The sequence below is a fragment of the Luteibacter sp. genome (genome assembly GCF_051958795.1).
Lineage (GTDB): Bacteria > Pseudomonadota > Gammaproteobacteria > Xanthomonadales > Rhodanobacteraceae > Luteibacter.
Map to the genome: position 1 here is coordinate 1 of NZ_JBQCFT010000350.1, position 16,237 is coordinate 16,237.

Sequence of the window (16,237 nt, forward strand, 5' to 3'; positions counted from 1 at the left end):
ATCCACGAAATGTTGATGAGTCGAAAAAACACCCTATCGGCTGTCTAGAAAGACTTGACCACCTCACCCACCCTCGCTGCTCAGACAGGTCCTCCGCGTTCGTACCGGAGTGCGCCTCCGGCGCAAATGTCCTTATTGGCCTACGGCCGCTCTCTTGTGCGGAACTCGCCTCGAGGGTGGGCCCCAAGGCCTCCCGGACGCACTGAGGTTCATGATGGGAGAGCCGCAGCTCGCTTCGTGTCCGTGTCCGGACAGGTCTGGGCGGACACGTCTTCGTCCGCGGACAGCAAGGCGCGCGTCGCATAGTCATGGCGAGATGGCTTCGCAGCGCGGTTTGCGAAGCAACTTCGAGGTTGGCACGGTGGATGCAATCTCCATGGCAAGGGCCCTCGGGCTCACCTTCCTACTCACGGAGACCTGCCATGAAAACCGAAACCTTCCTGCTGAAGACCTTCTTCGCCGCCGCCGTGCTGCTGAGCGTGTTGACGATGGGTGCGATGGTGACGACCAGTGGCCCGCAACTGCCGGTGACCACGATCGCTGCGGCTCGTTGATCGATACGGCCTTATCGCGACATCTTTCGCGGACAGAGCCACAGGTCCTGCTGCATCGAGGCGAATGCTGTCGGCCACAGGGTGGCCTCCTACAAGGCGGCGGTCGCATGAAGACCCTGGCACGACCAGAGTGCGAGGCTCGCCAACAATCAATCTCAGTGCGTCCGGGAGGCCTTGGGGCCCACCCTCGAGGCGAGTTCCGCACAAGAGAGCGGCCGTAGGCCAATAAGTACATTTGCGCCGGAGGCGCACTCCGGCACGAACGCGGAGGACCTGTCTGAGCAGCGAGGGTGGGCCCCAAGGCCTCTTTCCAGAGACGTCCGAGCGCGAGGCGGCGCTAGCCGCTCAGTACATGCATTCGCGCCAGCGAATGAACCGCTTAGAAAAAAGCCCGGCCGGAGCCGGGCTTTTTCGACGCAGCAGATGCGGCCGCTTAGCCCTTCAGCAAAGCCAGCAGTTCCTCACGCGTAACGTTGCGCGATTCCGCATCCGTACGGGCACGGTATTCGAACGTGCCAGCCTCGAGGCCGCGGCCGCTCACCACGACACGGTGCGGGATGCCGATCAGTTCGATGTCGGCGAACATCGAGCCCGGGCGCAGGCCACGATCGTCCAGCACCGTATCGATGCCGGCCTGCGAGAGTTCCGCGTACAGCGACTCGGCCGCCTCGGCTACCGTGGCGTCGTTCTTCGGGTTGATGACGCAGACCGCCACGCGCCACGGCGCCATCGCGTCGGTCCAGATCATGCCGTTCTCGTCGTGGCGCTGTTCGATCGCCGCCGCCACGATGCGGCTGACGCCGATGCCGTAGCAGCCCATGTACATGGTGCTCATCTTGCCGTTGCCATCGAGCACGCTGGCGCCCATGGCCTCCGCATACTTCTGGCCGAGCTGGAAGATGTGACCCACCTCGATGCCACGGGCAAGCCGCAGCGTGCCCTTGCCATCGGGCGAGGCATCGCCGTCCACTACCTTGCGGATGTCTTCCACGCGGGTGACGCGCGCATCGCGGTCCCAGTTGGCACCGATGTAATGCGTGCCATCCTGATTGCCGCCGCAGACGAAGTCGGCGAGCAGGCCCGCGTCGCGATCGACGATGACCGGGATGTTCGCGGGCAGGCCCACGGGGCCGATGAAGCCCGGGCGCGTGCCCGTGGCGGCAAGGATCTCTTCCTCGCTGGCCAGTTCGGGCTCACCTGCCAGCTCGGCCAGGTGCGACACCTTCACTTCGTTGATCTCATGGTCGCCGCGCAGGCACAGGGCGACGAGGCCCTCGACGCCACGGACGAGGATCGTCTTCACCGCCTGCGTGGCCGGCACCTTGAGGAACGCCGTGACCTCATCGATCGTGCGCTGCGTGGGCGTATCCACGCGCTGCAGCGAGGCCGACAGGGCAGGGCGCTCACCGGCCGGGGCGAGCGACTGGGCCTTCTCGATGTTCGCCGCGTAAGGCGAGGCATCGGAGAAGGCGATGTGGTCTTCGCCGGAATCGGCCAGGACCTGGAACTCGTTGCTGGCGCTGCCGCCAATGGCGCCGGTGTCGGCATCGACCGCGCGGAACTCCAGGCCCAGGCGGGTGAAGATGCGCGAGTACGCGTCGTACATCACCCGGTAGGTCTCGTCGAGCGATTCCGGGGTGAGGTGGAACGAGTAGGCGTCCTTCATCAGGAACTCGCGCGCACGCATCACGCCAAAGCGCGGACGGATCTCGTCGCGGAACTTGGTCTGGATCTGGAAGAAATTGAGCGGCAGCTGCTTGTAGCTCTTCAGCTCGTTGCGTGCGAAGTCGGTGATGACTTCCTCGTGCGTCGGGCCGTAGCAGAACTCCTGCTCCTTGCGATCCTTCATCTTCAGGAGCTGGCCGCCGAACTTCTCCCAGCGGCCCGTCTCTTCCCACAGGTCGCGCGGCTGCACCGACGGCATCAGCATCTCGATCGCGCCGGCGCGCACCATTTCCTCACGGACCACGGCCTCCACCTTGCGCAGCACGCGCAGGCCCAGCGGCGACCACGTGTAGAGGCCCGAGGCCAGCTTGCGGATCATGCCGGCGCGCAGCATGAGCTGCTGGCTGGCGATATCCGCGTCGGCGGGAACTTCCTTGACGGTGGCGAGGTGGTACTGGCTGAGGCGCATCGGGCGGAGTTCGTCGGGGAAAAGCGGAATTATAGGGCGTTACGACTTGCAGTAGAGGGTCATCTGGGCCTGGGTGGTTTCCACCTGGCGCTGGCGGCCGGCGGCATCCAGCTGTTGCGTACCGCCCTTGCCGTCATCGACGGAAACGATGGCCTCCTTCTGCAGGACCTCCATGTTCTTGCTCAGCTGGCTGCAGAGTGCCTTGCGGTTGGCCGGGTTGTCGGCCACCGGCGTGCCGGCCGCGGGTTTGGGGGCGCTGGCCGCGGGGGCAGGCGCGGGCGTGGACGACGACGGCGTCGATACGCCCCCCTTCATCTGGATCTTTTCGACCTTGGCGCCCTGACCAGGAGGCGGGGAGTCGGAGTAATGGGTGACGCCCTGGGCATCCTTCCATTTGTAGGCCTGGGCGAAGGCGAGCGGGCAGACGGCGACGAGCAGGACCAGGGCGAGGCAGCGGCGCATGTGGGGGTATCCCAGGCGAAGATGAATGTGGCGGACACATCTATCACCCGCCCCCGGGGCACGCAAGCGACTGCTTCGCGCTTTCTGCCGGGAATGCACGGACTGACGCTTCACGGCGGCTGGGCTAAACTGGAGGCCCAAGTGACGACTGAGCCGATGAGCGATCCGATCCAAGCCCGGGGGCCGCGCCACCGCGGTATCTACCTCCTGCCGAACCTGTTCACGACGGGCGCCATGTTCGCCGGTTTCTACGCGATCGTGTCCGCGATCCACGGGAATTTCGGCACCGCCGCCCTGGCCGTCTTCGTCGCCGGCATCCTGGATGGGATGGATGGCCGCGTTGCCCGGCTCACCAATACGCAGAGCGAATTCGGCGTCCAGTACGACTCGCTGTCCGACCTGGTCAGCTTTGGCCTGGCGCCGGCGCTGGTCATGTACACCTGGTCGCTCTCCTCCCTGGCCGACTACGGCCGTACCTGGGGGAAGATCGGTTGGGCGGCGGCCTTCATCTACGCCGTATGCGCGGCCCTGCGCCTGGCTCGCTTCAATACCCAGGTGGGTGTCGCCGACAAGCGCTACTTTCAGGGCCTGGCGAGCCCGGCCGCGGCGGTGTTGTGCATGTCGTTCGTCTGGACCATGACCCGGTTCGACGTGCCGGGGCCGGATGTCGCGTTCTTCGCCATGCCGCTGGCAGTGATCGCCGGCCTGCTCATGGTCAGCAACGTCCGCTACTTCAGTTTCAAGGCGTGGCCCAGGAGCGATCGGGTCCCCTTCATCTGGCTCATTGCGGCGGTACTCATCGTCGTGTTGCTGGTGATCGACCCGCCGCGCGTGCTCTTCATCGGTACGCTGGTCTACGTCGTCTCGGGTCCGGTCATGACCTTGTGGGGGCGTGCCGCCCATCGCCGCCGCGTGCGCCGCCACGCCAAGGCACCGGAATAAGCATGTCCGCCGTCTCGCCCGAGCGCCGCGCGCACCTGCTCAAGGCCATGGGAGTCACCCCGTGGCGCCTGCGCGGGTCGGAAGCGGCCGTGGCGGTCGACGACCAGGCTGCCGTGAACGATGCCGGTCCTGGCGAGCGGATACCTTGCGTTGTCGTGCTCCCGGCCGGCGCGAGCGAGCGCGAGCTGGATCTGGTCGGCCGCGCGCTACGCGCGTTCGGTCCCGTCATGGGTCGGGCCGCGCGGCTTGAAGCCGGCGAGCGTGGCCTGGGCCACGTGCCGGTGGCCGCGCATTACCTGGTCTTCGGCGAGGCACAGGCGCGCGCACTGGGCCACGAGTTGCCCGCCGCCGTCATGAGCGCCGCGCAGATCGTCCTCGTGGATCCGCCTTCCGTGCTTCTCGCCGATGCCGCGGCAAAGCGTCGCCTGTGGAACGGGCTGCGTGCACTGGGCCGTTCGCTGGGCAGGCGCTGAGCCATGGTCGCCGTCGCCCGCCCATCCACCGAGGTGCGCGCCATGCGCCGCGAAGACCTCGATGCGGTGGTGGCCATCGAGCACGCGTCGTATGAGTTCCCGTGGAGCGCTGGCATCTTTCGCGACTGCCTGCAGGCCGGGCATAACTGCTGGGTCATCATCCACGAAGGCGAGATCGCAGGTTACGGCATCCTCTCCGTCGCCGCGGGCGAAGCCCACGTGCTGAATGTCTGCATCGGCGACGCGCACCGTGGCCTCGGCTATGGCCGGCGCATGATGCGCCGCCTGGTCGACCTCGCCCGCTGGTACGGGGCGGAGCGCATCTTCCTCGAGGTGCGCCCTTCCAACCCCGTGGCGCACGCACTGTACGAGTCGATGGGCTTTGCCGAGATCGGCCGCCGCCCTGCCTACTACCCGGCGAAGAACGGCCGGGAAGAGGCGATCGTGATGGCGCTCGAGATGCATATCACCGACTGACCGGCGCGCATTACTCCCGCAACAACGCCATCGGCGAGGTGCGCAACACGCGGCGCGTGCCGAAGAGGCCGATCAGCATCACGACGAACGCGGCGATGGCGGCGGCGCCAAGCAACGGCCACAGCGGCGGGACGAAGTCCTCCAGGCGGAACACCGCCTTGCCGAGCCACCAGCCGGCACCGGCGGCGCCGAGGCCGGCCGTGAGTCCAGCGACCAGGCCCAGCAATGCGAACTCGCATGCGGCAGCCGCGCGCAACTGCGCACGCGTGGCGCCGAGCGTGCGCAACAACGCGGCCTCCTTACGTCGTTCCTGTGCGCTCGCCGCAAGTGCGGCGGTGAGCACCAGCGCGCCGGCAAGCAGGCTGAAGCCGAGCACCCAGCGCACGGCACCGCCGACGCGATCCACGATTTCGCGCACGCGGTCGAGCAAAGCGTCGACATCGATCAGGCTCAGGTTGCCGTAGTCGCGCGAGAGCTTCGAAAGCTGGTCGCCGTGGCCGCGTGGCAGGTAGAAGCTCGTGAGCCACGTATGCGGGATGTCGCCTGCATGGGCCGGGTCCAGCATGAGGAAGAAGTTCACGCGGAACGAGGTCCAGTCGACCTTGCGTACGCTGGTGACGCGCGCATCGAGCGCACCTTCGCCGACCTCGAAGCGCAGCGTGTCGCCCAGCTTCAGGTGGAAGCGGTCGCGCCATGAGGTGTCGACGGAGACTTCAGCCTGCGCTGGCGAAGCACCTGGCCAGGTGCCGGCCACCACTTCGTTGGAAGGCGGCAGGTCTGCCGTCCATGAAAGCCGCAGCTGCCGATCCGCGGCATCACGCGCTTCGTCATTCGCGAGGAAGGGCAGCTTGTCGACCGGCGTGCCGTTGATCGCCGTGAGCTTGCCCACCGCGAGCGGCATCATGTTCGTCTTGGTCGCACCGATGCGTTGCAACTGTTCGGCGAATGCGGTGCGCTGGTCTTCCTGCAGGTTCAGCGCGAACCAGTTGGGCGTATCGGCCGGCAGCTCACGACGCCAGCCCTCCAGCAGGGAAGGGGCAATGACGGCGAGCAGCAGCAATGCACAGAGACCCAGCGACAACGCCGTGGCCTGGACCAGCGACAGCCCGCGACGGCGCGCGAGCGCGGCCAGGCCAATGCGCAACGCGGGATGCGCTCCCGGTGCGACGCGCCGGGCAACGACCAGCAGCAAGGCGGCCAGCAACGCGGCGACGGCCGCGACGCCAGCAAGGCTCGCCGCGAGGATGCCCGCCAGCTTCGCCGAATCACTTTGCAACCAGAGCAGGCCGATCGCGGTGGCGAGCGGCACGAGGTACAGCACGTCGAAGCGACGGAGGCGGCGCTGCATCGATTCGCGGAAGACCGCGACCGGCGGCACCTCGGCCAGGCGTACGAGTGGCGGGAGGGCGAAGCCGGCAAGCACCGCCAGGCCCATCGCTGCCGCCGCGAACGCCGGTGCGAGTGGCAAGGTCGTGGGGATGTTGTCGAAGAGCTGGCGCGCGAAGTACCACGCACCTTCGGTCAGCCCCAGCGCGATCACGACGCCGACCGCGGCCGCAGGTAGCGCAAGCGCCGCCAGGGTCATGACCAGCAGCGACGCCACCTTGCGCCGTGGCGTCCCCAACGCGCGTAGCAGGGCGACTTCACCGGCCTTGCGCCGCGCGTAGCGGGCGGAGGCGAGGGCGATGGCCACGCCGGAGAGCAATGCCGAAAGCAGCGCGGTGAGGCGCAGGAACGCACTCGCGCGGTCGAAGGCGCTGCGCATGCGCTCCTGCATCTTCTCCGGGGTGATCAGGTCCGCGCCGGCGGGCAGGCTGCCTTCTTCCACGGCGGTACGCCAGCGCGCCACGGCGGCGGGCGGCCCCGATACGAGCAGGCGGTGGCGCGCGCGGCTGCCTACGCCGAGCAGGCCGGCGGCATTGGCATCGTCGAGGTTCATGACCGCGCGCGGTGCGAGCGCGAAGAGTTCGCCGCCGTCGGGTTGGCGCACCAGTTCCGCGGAGGCCACCAGATCCTGCCCGCCGATCTGGACGCGTTGCCCGGCGTGGATGCCCAGGCCGACCATGGCCCGATGGTCGAGATAGACCTCGCCACGCGGAGGGCCGTGTGCGACGCGGGTGCGGCCATCGGCACCGCCGACTTCCAGGGTCCCGCGCAATGGATAGGCCGCATCGCTGGCGAGCACGTCGAGCAACTGGCTGTGCTCACCCACGAAAGCGACGCTGCGGAATTGCGCGCCGCGGGTCAGCTGGAGCCCATCGTCGCGGGCGGACGTGGCCATCGCCTCGGGTAACGGTGCGGGCGCCGATACGCCGATGTCACCGCCGATCAGTTCGGCCGCGCTCGCGAGGATGCCGCGCTCGATGCGCGTGGAGAGGGTGGCGACGACGCCCAGCGCGACCACGGCCAGCACGAGCGACGCGGCCAGGGTGCGCAGCTCGCCGAGGTGCCCTTCGCGACGCAGCGTGCGCAGCGCCAGCCGCGTCACGTTCATGCAGCCACCCCGAGGCGCCCTTCGCGCAGCTCGGCCTGGCGCGCGCATCGTGCGGCGAGGCGCGGATCGTGCGTGACCAGGATCAGCGTCGTCTGGTGCTGGCGGTTCATGTCGAACAACAGGTCGCCGACGTGCTCGCCGGTGTGCTGGTCGAGGTTGCCGGTGGGCTCGTCGGCGAACAGGATGCGCGGCCGGTGGACGAAGGCGCGGGCCAGCGCGACGCGCTGTTGTTCGCCGCCGGAAAGCTGCGCGGGGTAATGGCGACGGCGGGCGGCAAGGCCGACGGCATCCAGTGCCGCGTGCGCGCGGTCACGGGCGTTGTCGTCGCCCTCCAGTTCCAGCGGGAGCATGACGTTTTCTTCCGCGGTGAGCGCGGGGAGCAGGTGGAACGACTGGAATACAAAGCCGACCAGACGGCGGCGCACGGCCGCGCGTGCTTCCTCATCCATGCCGCCGAGCGATTGGCCGTCGAGGCGGATCGTCCCCGCGGTGGGCACGTCCAGCCCCGCCAGCAGCCCGAGCAGGGTGGTCTTGCCCGAGCCCGATGCCCCGACGATGGCGAAACTTTCGCCTGCGGCCACCGCCAGGTTCACGCCCGACAGGATATCCAGCTGGCCCTCCGGACCGAAAACCGACTTGCTAACATCCGCCACTTCAAGAAGAACTCGGGAAGAATCGCTCATGCGTCGTAGCCTGGTCCTGTTGCTGCTTATGGTTTTCTGCGCCGTGGCCCACGCGGCGGGCTCGCCACGCAAGGTGCTGGTGCTCGGGGACTCACTGTCGGCGGCGCACAACATCCCGGTGGAGGCCGGCTGGGTGCGTTTGCTGGACGCGCGCACTTCGAACATGGCGCCACCATGGGCAATGGTCAATGCCAGCATCAGTGGCGAGACCTCGCTGAGTGGCCGGAACCGCCTGCCCGCGCTATTGGGCCGGGAAAAGCCTGGCGTGGTGGTGATCGAACTGGGCGCGAACGATGGCCTGCAGGGGCTTCCGCTGGGCAAGCTGGCTGAAAACCTCGATGCCATGGTCACCGCGGCGCAGGGCGCCGGGGCAAAGGTGCTGCTGCTGGGCATCGAACTGCCGGTGAACTATGGCCCGCAGTACAGGGACGGGCTGCGCAAGGTATATGCCGATGCCGCGAAGAAGCACGGCGTCGCCCTCGTGCCCTTTCTCCTCGATGGCGTGGCCCTGGATCCGGCGCTGATGCAGGACGACGGGCTGCATCCCACCGCGAAGGGCGAGTCCCGCGTGGCGGAGAATGTATGGAAAGCGCTTGCACCCCTACTCAGGTAAACGACGAAACGTCGACGTTCACCTACCCAGAATGAATACCTGTTTTCGGTCTTCACGCTGTTCTCACCGGTCCGGCCGTTAACTCTTCACATTTGTGAATCACGAGAAGGAGAGTGGAGCGATGAGCAACCGCGACGAACAAGCAGGCCTGATCCTCCTCGTCGAGGACAACCGTCAGATTGCCGAGATGGTGGGCGAATTCCTTGAGCGCCGGGGCTACTCCGTCGACTACGCCGCCGACGGCGTGAGCGGGCTGCACCTGGCCGTGTCCAACAGCTACGACGTGATCGTGCTCGACCTGATGCTGCCGGGCATGGACGGCCTGGATGTGTGCCGCAAGCTGCGCAAGGACGGAAAGAAGTCCACGCCGGTGCTGATGCTGACGGCGCGCGACACGCTGGAAGACAAGCTGGTGGGCCTGGAGGCAGGCGCCGACGATTACCTGGTCAAGCCGTTCGAAGTGCGCGAACTCGAAGCGCGCCTGCGCGCCCTGATCCGCCGTGACCGTCGCCAGGTGTCGTCCGAAGTCCTCACGGTCGGCGACATGACCCTCGACACGGCGACGCTGCGCCTGACCCGTGGCGGCCAGGAGCTGACCGTCTCGCCGATCGGCCTCAAGCTGCTGGCGATCCTCATGCGCGAATCGCCGCGCGTGGTGAGCCGCCGCGATATCGAGCGCGAGATCTGGGGCGATACGCTGCCCGATTCGGACACCCTGCGTTCGCACCTCTATAACCTCCGCCGGGTCATCGACAAGCCGTTCGACCGGCCGTTGCTCCACACCATCCACTCGGCGGGCTACCGCCTCGCCGACCTCGATTCCGAGGTTGCCGCTTCACAGACGGCCTGAGCAAAGGTGCGGGGCTGGAAGTAATCGATGGAAGGCAGGACATCGCAGGGGACTGGGCGGGGCTGGCGCGGATCGTTCCGCGCCCGCATCGCCATCGTCTTCTCCTTGCAGACGCTCGTGGTGGTCATCGCTTCGTTGATGACCGCCTACGACGTCGCGCCCCTGGGCGCGGCGCTGGCGATCATGTTGTGCTCGGGCGCGCTGTCCTGGCTGGCGGTCTCGCGCGCCTGGCTGCCGATCGCGGCCCTGGCCCGTCTGTTGAACGGCTGGGATCCCGACCACCCTGACATGGAAGGCCTGGCTGCCGAAGAGGGGCGCGGCAGGGGCGGTGACAACGATATTTCGTCGCTGGTCCGCGGACTGCATGGACTGGCGTCCCGTATCGAAGGGTTCGGCGAGCGCGAGCGCAACTTCACCCGCGATGCCAGCCATGAGCTACGCAGCCCGCTCACCGTCATCAAGATGTCGTCGGACATGCTGGCGGACGAAACGGACCTGTCCGAGTTCGGCCATCGCTCGCTGGAGCGCATCCGCCGTTCCACGCGCGAGCTGGAATCGCTGGTGGAAGCCTTCCTCATCCTGTCGCGGGAGTCCGACCAGGGGCTCGCCGAGGAAGACTTCATCGTCAACAAGGTACTGCGCCAGGAAGTGGACTACGCCCGCGAGCTCATCGCCGGCCGTCCGGTCGAGCTGATCCTCGACGAACCGGCGGCGTTCGCGTTGCATGCGTCGCCGCGAGTGTTCGCCGTGCTGTGCGGCCAGCTCATCCGCCATGCCCTGCAACAAACCGACCAGGGCACGATCGTCGTCACCGTGATGCCGGGCAGTGTGAGCGTCATCAACCCGGCCGTGGACGTACCCGAGCCTGGGAGCCGCCGCCACGCATCCGTGGATCGGCACGGTTTCGATCTCGCCATCGCGCGGCGCCTCTCGGATCGCTTCCAGTGGCCCCTGGAACTGCGCGCACTACCCGGTGCGTCACGCGTCGCCAGCGTACGTTTCCCGAACCCCCAGCCCATCGAAGCCTGACGTTCGCCGTCGTAGGAGCCCACCCTGTGGGCGATACATCGCATGTGGGAGTGAGCTTGCGATCGATCGTCCCGCGCAAGGGCATCGTTCGCAAGCTCACTCCCACAAGATGGCGGCGGCAGCTGGCCTATCGTTGACCGAGCAGCTTTGCTACGCGTTCTGGCGTCAGCGCTCCGCTAAACGCCTCGCGCGAACCATCCGCGCGGATCACCAGGGTGCGCGGCGTCTCGCCGCCCCAGGTCGGGTCGATCATGAAGTTGAGGCGGTCGGGCGTTGCGTCCGTATAGGCGCGTGCCGGTACGTCATCGAGCTTCGCGTCTTTCAACCGCTGCGCCAGCGCATCACGCTGGGCCATGGGATCGGTAGCGACGTAGATCAGTTCCACGTCCGCATGCTGGCGCTGGTAGGTGCGCAGCGCGGCCAGGTTTTCTTCGCAGTAGGCGCAGTCGAGCGACCACAACGCCAGCACCTTGCTGCCTTTCGCCGGTGCTGCCACGAGCGCGCCCACATCGGCCGCCGCGAGGGGCGTGGGCGCTGCCGCACGCGCGGGTGCTGCCAGCGAGAACACCGCGAGAGCACACAGCACCGCCGACGCGCGGCGACGGCGCAACCAGGCGATCACTGCAATGCCTCCGTCGGCACCATCCTGAACTGCCCGCCCGGATTCCAGGCCACGAATGCACGGTGATCGTGCAGCACCAGCTTCGGCCAGCCCGAGGCACCTGCCGTGTTCGCGATCGCGCGCGGCTCGCCAAAGGTCGCGCCACCGTCGTCGGATTCGCGCAGCATCAGCTCGAGACCGTTCGCGGTCATCTGGTGCCAGGCGATCCATACATGCCTGCCGTCGACGGCGAGGTCGGCATGCGATGCCCCGTTCCCCGCGACGATGGCCTGATGCGCGGGCCGCTTGCCTGGCTGGAGCTGGCCATAGGTGATCTGCGGCTTGCCATCGGCCGCGCTGAACCAGACGGCGTGGCGGGTCCCCGCCGCATCGATCGCTAGCGAAGGCCCATGGTGCGGGCAACCTTCGATGTGCCACTGGGTGAACGTGGCGCGTTGCACGTCGACCTTCCCGCCGATCGGGAGCGTGGCGTACGCGTGGTCGCGGATGTTGTCGCCATAGATCGCACGGAAGAACGCATCGATGCTTCCGTCCGGCGCGCGGGCGAGGGCAATGCGGCAGCACTCGCAGCTCTGGTCGATGATCTTCTGCTCGGGTGCGAACGTCGCGCCGCGGTCGGTCGACCAGCTGTAATACGTGGCCGCGCCAAGGTAAGGCTTGTGCGCCCTGGTCGCCGCCTCGAGGTCGCGCTTGTCGATCCAGGCCACGATCACGTTGCCCTTGCCATCCACCGCCAGCGAATCGAAGCGGTGGGTGATCTCGGCGGTGTCCGTATGTACCGTTTTCGGCGCGTCGAAGTGCGCGCCGCCATCCAGTGAACGCGAGAACCGGACGAAGCCGGTCCACGGCGCCTTGCGTGGTTGCGACCACGTCACGTAGAGCTCGCCCTTCGGACCAAGCGCGATCTTCGGGCGGTTTTCGCCCTCGGCGTAGATCCGCTCGCCGGTGGGGTTCACGATGGTCGAGAGCGCGAAGTCGCGGCCCATGTCGTCGGAGCGGCGGACGCGCACATGTTCGCCGACCGTGTCGACGACCCAGAGGTGGCCTGCGTTATCCATGGCCGCATCGAAGCCGAGCGGGGCTTCGTTGGCCATGCCTGCCATGTCGTGGGCATGGGCGGCCGGGATGGTTACCGCCAGGAGCAGGAGCATCGCGCGCAAGCGCGCTCCCACAAGCCCCGAGACACCCCCCGTGGGAGCGCGCTTGCGCGCGATGGCTCTCAACCAGGCGTTCATCAGTTCTCGTCCGGCCGCTCGCGCACGGGGTGCTTGCTCAGCTTGCGCTGCAGCGTGCGGCGGTGCATGCCGAGCCGGCGGGCCGTCTCGGAGATATTGCCCTCGCACTCGGTCAGCACGCGCTGGATATGCTCCCACTCGAGCCGGCGCAGCGGCAGCGGCGCGTCCGGTGCGTCGGCAAAATCATCGCCATCCGCGGGGCCCGCATCACCATCGAGCAGCGCACGCACGACGGCGTCGGCATCGACGGGCTTGGCCAGGTAATCGTGCGCGCCGCGCTTGATCGCTTCGACAGCCGTGGCGATCGAGGCGTAGCCCGTGAGCAGAAGCACGCGGATATCGGGCACCAGCGACTGCAGCTCCGGGATCAGGCGCAGGCCATTCTCATCGCCGAGCTTCAGGTCCAGGACGCAATAGCGCGGCTGGTGGCGGCGAGTGAGGGCGCGCGCGTCGTCGGCATTGTCGGTGGTGATCACCTCGAAGCCGCGCGAGCCCAGGGCACGGCCAAGGACGCGGGCGAAGGTCGGGTCGTCATCGACGATCAGCAGCGGGCGGCCGCCGGGCGGGATCAGTTCGTTCATGCGTGGTCTCCAATGACCGAAAGGGGCAGGCGCAGGCGCATCTGCGCGCCATGCCCGGTATTGCTCGCGGCCAGCTCGCCATCGAGGCGCTCCGCCGTGGCTTCGGCGAGGGCGAGGCCAATACCAAGCCCGGTCGCCTTCTGGGACAAGCCTAACGTCCCCAGTTCATCCGCTTCGTCAAAACCGGGGCCTTCGTCGGTCACCGTTAGCACCAGCCACGGCCCTTCGACGCGGATATCGAAGCCGACGAACGCACTGCCGTTGAGCGACGAGGCCTCGACGGCGTTGTTCAGCAGGTTGATCAACGCGTGGCGCAGCCCGGGTGGCGAGCGCAGCGCCAGGCGTTCGGCGCCGGGCTCCACGCTCAGCGCCACATCGGCTTCGGGGCGCAGGAGCTGGAAGCGTTCCATGCAGACATGCACGAACTGCCCCACGGTAAGGCGCTCGGGCACCTGCGAAAGCTGCGCCTGGCCAAAGGCCACCATCTCGCGCAGGATCGTGCGGCAGCGCTGCACCTGGCCTTCCAGCAGGTCGAGATCATCGCCCAGCGCGTTATCGCCGGCGTGCTCGCGGCGGATCTCCGGCAGCAGCGTGCGCATGGTCGAAAGCGGGGTGTTCAGTTCGTGCGCGGCGCCCGCCGCCTGCGTCGCGATGGCAAGGATGCCCTAATCGCGCAGGGCGCGTTCGCGCACGCGTTGCACCTCGCCTTGCTGGGTGCGGATGGCCTTGGCCAGGTTGCTGATGAAGACGCCCAGCAGGATGGCCATGATGACGAAGTTCACGCCCAGGCCAGCCACATAGAGGTCGAAGTCGAGGCTCTTGTTACCCAGCGTGGGCAGCGGCAGGTGGTACGGCACCAGCAACACGTAGGCCACGCCGGTGAGGATCGAGACCAGCGCGACGCCGACGATGGAAAGGGCGGCTGCGGAAAGCGCGATGGGAACCAGCAGCAGGCTGACGAACGGATTCGCCGCGCCGCCGGTGAAGTACAGCAGGTAGCCAAGCACCAGCGTGTCGAAAGCGATGTGCACGATCGCTTCGCCCTCGCTGATCTTCCACGGCATGCCCAGCCGGAACGATGCCGCGGCGGCGAACACCGCCAGCACGCAGACGCCGATCATCAGCGGGAGGAGAGGGACGTCCAGCTTGAGCAGCGTGACGCAGGAAAGGATCGCGACGCTCTGGCCGGCGATGGCGCACAGGCGCAGCCAGGCCAGGGTGCGTGCAAGGACGAACGGACCGGAGCGGGAGGAGGTGCTGTGCAGGTGATCGCTCATGGTCTCTTAGAACGAAGGGCCGCCCCGGTCAGGGCGGCCCTTGTCGGGTTACAGGTCTTCGTTATGCACCGGCGGTACCGGCGGGACATCCGCCAGCGCGTGGTCGAGCGAGAGCTTGCGCATCAGCGGCAGCATCAGGACGGCCAGCACGGTGCAGCCGACGCCGACGAAGCCGAGCTTGTTGAACAGGCTGGTATAAATCGGCAGCGACTGCAGCGGATCGTTGATGTCGCTGGGGATGGCGGCGTAGTTCGCGACCACGCTACCCAGGTACTGGGAGACGCCGACCGCGACGTAGTAAGCGCCCATCATGAAGCCGCCCATGCGCGCCGGCACGTAGCGGGCGATCATGGCCAGGCCCAGGCCGCTCACCAGGATCTCGCCGAGCGAGTACAGGCCATAACCCCACACCATGTACCAGGAGGAGATCAGGCCATTCACGGCGGTGTGCGCACCCAGGCCGTACATGAAGAAGCCCGCGGCCACGGCGACGAAACCCAGCGCGAACTTGGCGGCGACCGGGAAATCCTTGCCGTGCTTGCCCAGCGTGTTGTACAGCCACACGAGGATCGGCGAGAGGATCACGATCCAGATCGCGTTGAGCGACTGGAACTGCTCGGGGATCCAGCGGAAGATCTCGAAGCCGAAGATGCCGAACGAGAGGTCCACGTTGCGCTGTGCGAACAGGTTCAGCGAGGTCGACATCTGCTGGTAGAAGATGAAGAAGAAAATCGTCTGGATGGTGAGCACCAGCGCGGCGATCAGGCCGGCCCGTTCGCTCCGCTCAACCGAGCGGATGAGGTGGGCGAAGATGCACAGGATCAACACGCCCGCCGCATAAACGCACATCTTGGCGATGGTCTGGTTCTGCAGGATGGCGGCCGACACACCAATGATGGCGAGGCCACCGACAACCACGCCGAGGACGTTCTTGATCGGCGGACGGGTTTCGTCCGGCACCGACCCGATGTGCGCCAGGGTGTGGCGCATGAAGAAGTAGTTGACCAGGCCGAGGATGAGGCCGATCGAGCACACGCCGAAAGCGGTATGCCAGCCCAGCGCATCGCCGTAGTGCTCGCCCACGTAGTCGCGGATCCACGGGGTGAGCAGCATCGAGATCGTCGAGCCGACGTTCACCGCCATGTAGTAAATGGTGAACGCGCTATCGATCTTTACCGCATCACCTTCGTAGATCTTGCGCACGAGGTTGCCGGCGTTCGGCTTGAACAGGCCGTTGCCGAGGACGATCACGCCCAGCGCGACGTACAGGAAGATGGCGTTATCGGTGGGGACCCAAAGCAACGCGTAACCGACCATCAGCACGACAGCGCCGGTGAGCATGGTGCGGCGCGTACCGAGGAATTTGTCGCCGATCCAGCCGCCGATGGCGGGGGTGGCGTAGATCAGGGCAGCGGCGGCGCCCCAGACCAGGTTGGAGTCGGCTTCGGCGAAGCCGAGCTTCTTGACCATGTAGGTGACCATGAGCACCTGCATGCCGTAGAAGCCGAAGCGCTCCCACATTTCGATAAGGAAGACCGTGCTGAACGACTTGGTCTGTGAAACGGGTGGATTCTGAATTGCCATGTATTTTCCGGACACATTGGAAACAGCGAACGGCCAAAAATGGCCGTTCCCGTTGCCATGACCCTGAACGGGGCCACAACCGTTCAAGCGTAATACAAATGGTCCGCCGGGTTGTGTTGCAGCGCCAGAGGGGCGCGGCGATTCGCCACAAGGGGAGGGGGTAAGCCTGCCCAAAGGCCGCCTGTGGCATCATATCGGGCCACACCACACCCTTCGGCGCCTTTCCA

Annotated in this window: 17 protein-coding genes; 7 read left to right on the forward strand and 10 right to left on the reverse strand. The window is 66.9% G+C overall.

Annotation, left to right across the window (positions count from 1 at the left end):
• Positions 1-422 precede the first annotated feature (422 nt).
• Positions 423-554 (forward strand): hypothetical protein, encoded by a 132-nt coding sequence (locus ACTHLF_RS18595; RefSeq protein WP_440329310.1) that lies wholly within the window; start codon positions 423-425, stop codon positions 552-554.
• A gap of 433 nt (positions 555-987) precedes the next feature.
• Here the strand turns inward: ACTHLF_RS18595 and ACTHLF_RS18600 are convergent, their stop codons facing one another.
• A complete protein-coding gene (locus ACTHLF_RS18600; protein WP_440329312.1) occupies positions 988-2,688 on the reverse strand; it encodes a proline--tRNA ligase in 1,701 nt (566 codons plus the stop codon).
• Positions 2,689-2,727: 39 nt separating this feature from the next.
• Entirely contained in the window at positions 2,728-3,150 is a 423-nt protein-coding gene (locus tag ACTHLF_RS18605) for a DUF4124 domain-containing protein (protein ID WP_440329313.1), read from the reverse strand.
• Positions 3,151-3,306: 156 nt separating this feature from the next.
• On the opposite strand from ACTHLF_RS18605, the gene pssA reads away from it, so the two are divergent.
• From pssA to rimI, 3 genes are read left to right on the forward strand one after another with little or no spacing between them, the layout of a single operon-like run.
• A complete protein-coding gene (pssA, locus tag ACTHLF_RS18610) occupies positions 3,307-4,092 on the forward strand; it encodes a CDP-diacylglycerol--serine O-phosphatidyltransferase (RefSeq protein ID WP_440329315.1) in 786 nt (261 codons plus the stop codon).
• Between the two features lie 2 nt (positions 4,093-4,094).
• Positions 4,095-4,565: a hypothetical protein gene (locus ACTHLF_RS18615; RefSeq protein WP_440329316.1), complete on the forward strand. Its 471-nt coding sequence runs from the start codon at positions 4,095-4,097 to the stop codon at positions 4,563-4,565.
• Positions 4,566-4,568: 3 nt separating this feature from the next.
• Positions 4,569-5,042: a ribosomal protein S18-alanine N-acetyltransferase gene (rimI, locus tag ACTHLF_RS18620; RefSeq protein ID WP_440329317.1), complete on the forward strand. Its 474-nt coding sequence runs from the start codon at positions 4,569-4,571 to the stop codon at positions 5,040-5,042.
• A gap of 10 nt (positions 5,043-5,052) precedes the next feature.
• On the opposite strand, the gene ACTHLF_RS18625 is transcribed toward rimI, so the two are convergent.
• Together ACTHLF_RS18625 and ACTHLF_RS18630 are read right to left on the reverse strand one after the other, a co-directional pair.
• Positions 5,053-7,536 carry an ABC transporter permease gene (locus tag ACTHLF_RS18625; protein ID WP_440329319.1) on the reverse strand — a complete coding sequence of 828 codons (2,484 nt, stop codon included), beginning with the start codon at positions 7,534-7,536 and terminating at the stop codon, positions 5,053-5,055.
• Entirely contained in the window at positions 7,533-8,219 is a 687-nt protein-coding gene (locus tag ACTHLF_RS18630; protein WP_440329321.1) for an ABC transporter ATP-binding protein, read from the reverse strand. The genes ACTHLF_RS18625 and ACTHLF_RS18630 overlap by 4 nt, the downstream gene beginning before the upstream one ends.
• Between ACTHLF_RS18630 and ACTHLF_RS18635 the strand changes: the two genes are divergently transcribed.
• From ACTHLF_RS18635 to ACTHLF_RS18645, 3 genes are all read left to right on the forward strand, one after another.
• Entirely contained in the window at positions 8,218-8,832 is a 615-nt protein-coding gene (locus ACTHLF_RS18635) for an arylesterase (RefSeq protein ID WP_440329323.1), read from the forward strand. The two genes, ACTHLF_RS18630 and ACTHLF_RS18635, sit on opposite strands and share 2 nt — an antisense overlap.
• A gap of 121 nt (positions 8,833-8,953) precedes the next feature.
• Complete coding sequence (locus tag ACTHLF_RS18640; RefSeq protein WP_045831332.1) at positions 8,954-9,682, forward strand: response regulator transcription factor; 729 nt, start codon at positions 8,954-8,956, stop codon at positions 9,680-9,682.
• Positions 9,683-9,709: 27 nt separating this feature from the next.
• Positions 9,710-10,711 (forward strand): sensor histidine kinase, encoded by a 1,002-nt coding sequence (locus tag ACTHLF_RS18645; protein ID WP_440329325.1) that lies wholly within the window; start codon positions 9,710-9,712, stop codon positions 10,709-10,711.
• Positions 10,712-10,838: 127 nt separating this feature from the next.
• Here ACTHLF_RS18645 and ACTHLF_RS18650 read toward each other — a convergent pair whose 3' ends face one another.
• The 6 genes from ACTHLF_RS18650 to ACTHLF_RS18675 all read right to left on the reverse strand — a co-directional run bounded on the left by ACTHLF_RS18650 (position 10,839) and on the right by ACTHLF_RS18675 (position 16,010).
• Positions 10,839-11,333: a TlpA family protein disulfide reductase gene (locus tag ACTHLF_RS18650; RefSeq protein ID WP_440329326.1), complete on the reverse strand. Its 495-nt coding sequence runs from the start codon at positions 11,331-11,333 to the stop codon at positions 10,839-10,841.
• Positions 11,330-12,484: a sialidase family protein gene (locus ACTHLF_RS18655; protein ID WP_440329336.1), complete on the reverse strand. Its 1,155-nt coding sequence runs from the start codon at positions 12,482-12,484 to the stop codon at positions 11,330-11,332. The genes ACTHLF_RS18650 and ACTHLF_RS18655 overlap by 4 nt, the downstream gene beginning before the upstream one ends.
• 83 nt (positions 12,485-12,567) lie before the next feature.
• Positions 12,568-13,149: a response regulator transcription factor gene (locus tag ACTHLF_RS18660; protein WP_440329328.1), complete on the reverse strand. Its 582-nt coding sequence runs from the start codon at positions 13,147-13,149 to the stop codon at positions 12,568-12,570.
• Positions 13,146-13,748, reverse strand: coding sequence for a sensor histidine kinase (locus ACTHLF_RS18665; RefSeq protein ID WP_440329330.1), 603 nt, complete (start codon positions 13,746-13,748; stop codon positions 13,146-13,148). Before ACTHLF_RS18665 ends, ACTHLF_RS18660 begins: the two co-directional genes overlap by 4 nt.
• Before the next feature lie 66 nt (positions 13,749-13,814).
• A complete protein-coding gene (locus ACTHLF_RS18670) occupies positions 13,815-14,426 on the reverse strand; it encodes a hypothetical protein (protein ID WP_440329332.1) in 612 nt (203 codons plus the stop codon).
• A gap of 48 nt (positions 14,427-14,474) precedes the next feature.
• The gene (locus tag ACTHLF_RS18675; protein WP_440329334.1) at positions 14,475-16,010 is read right to left on the reverse strand and encodes a peptide MFS transporter; all 1,536 of its coding nucleotides are present in this window, start codon (positions 16,008-16,010) and stop codon (positions 14,475-14,477) included.
• Positions 16,011-16,237 lie beyond the last annotated feature (227 nt).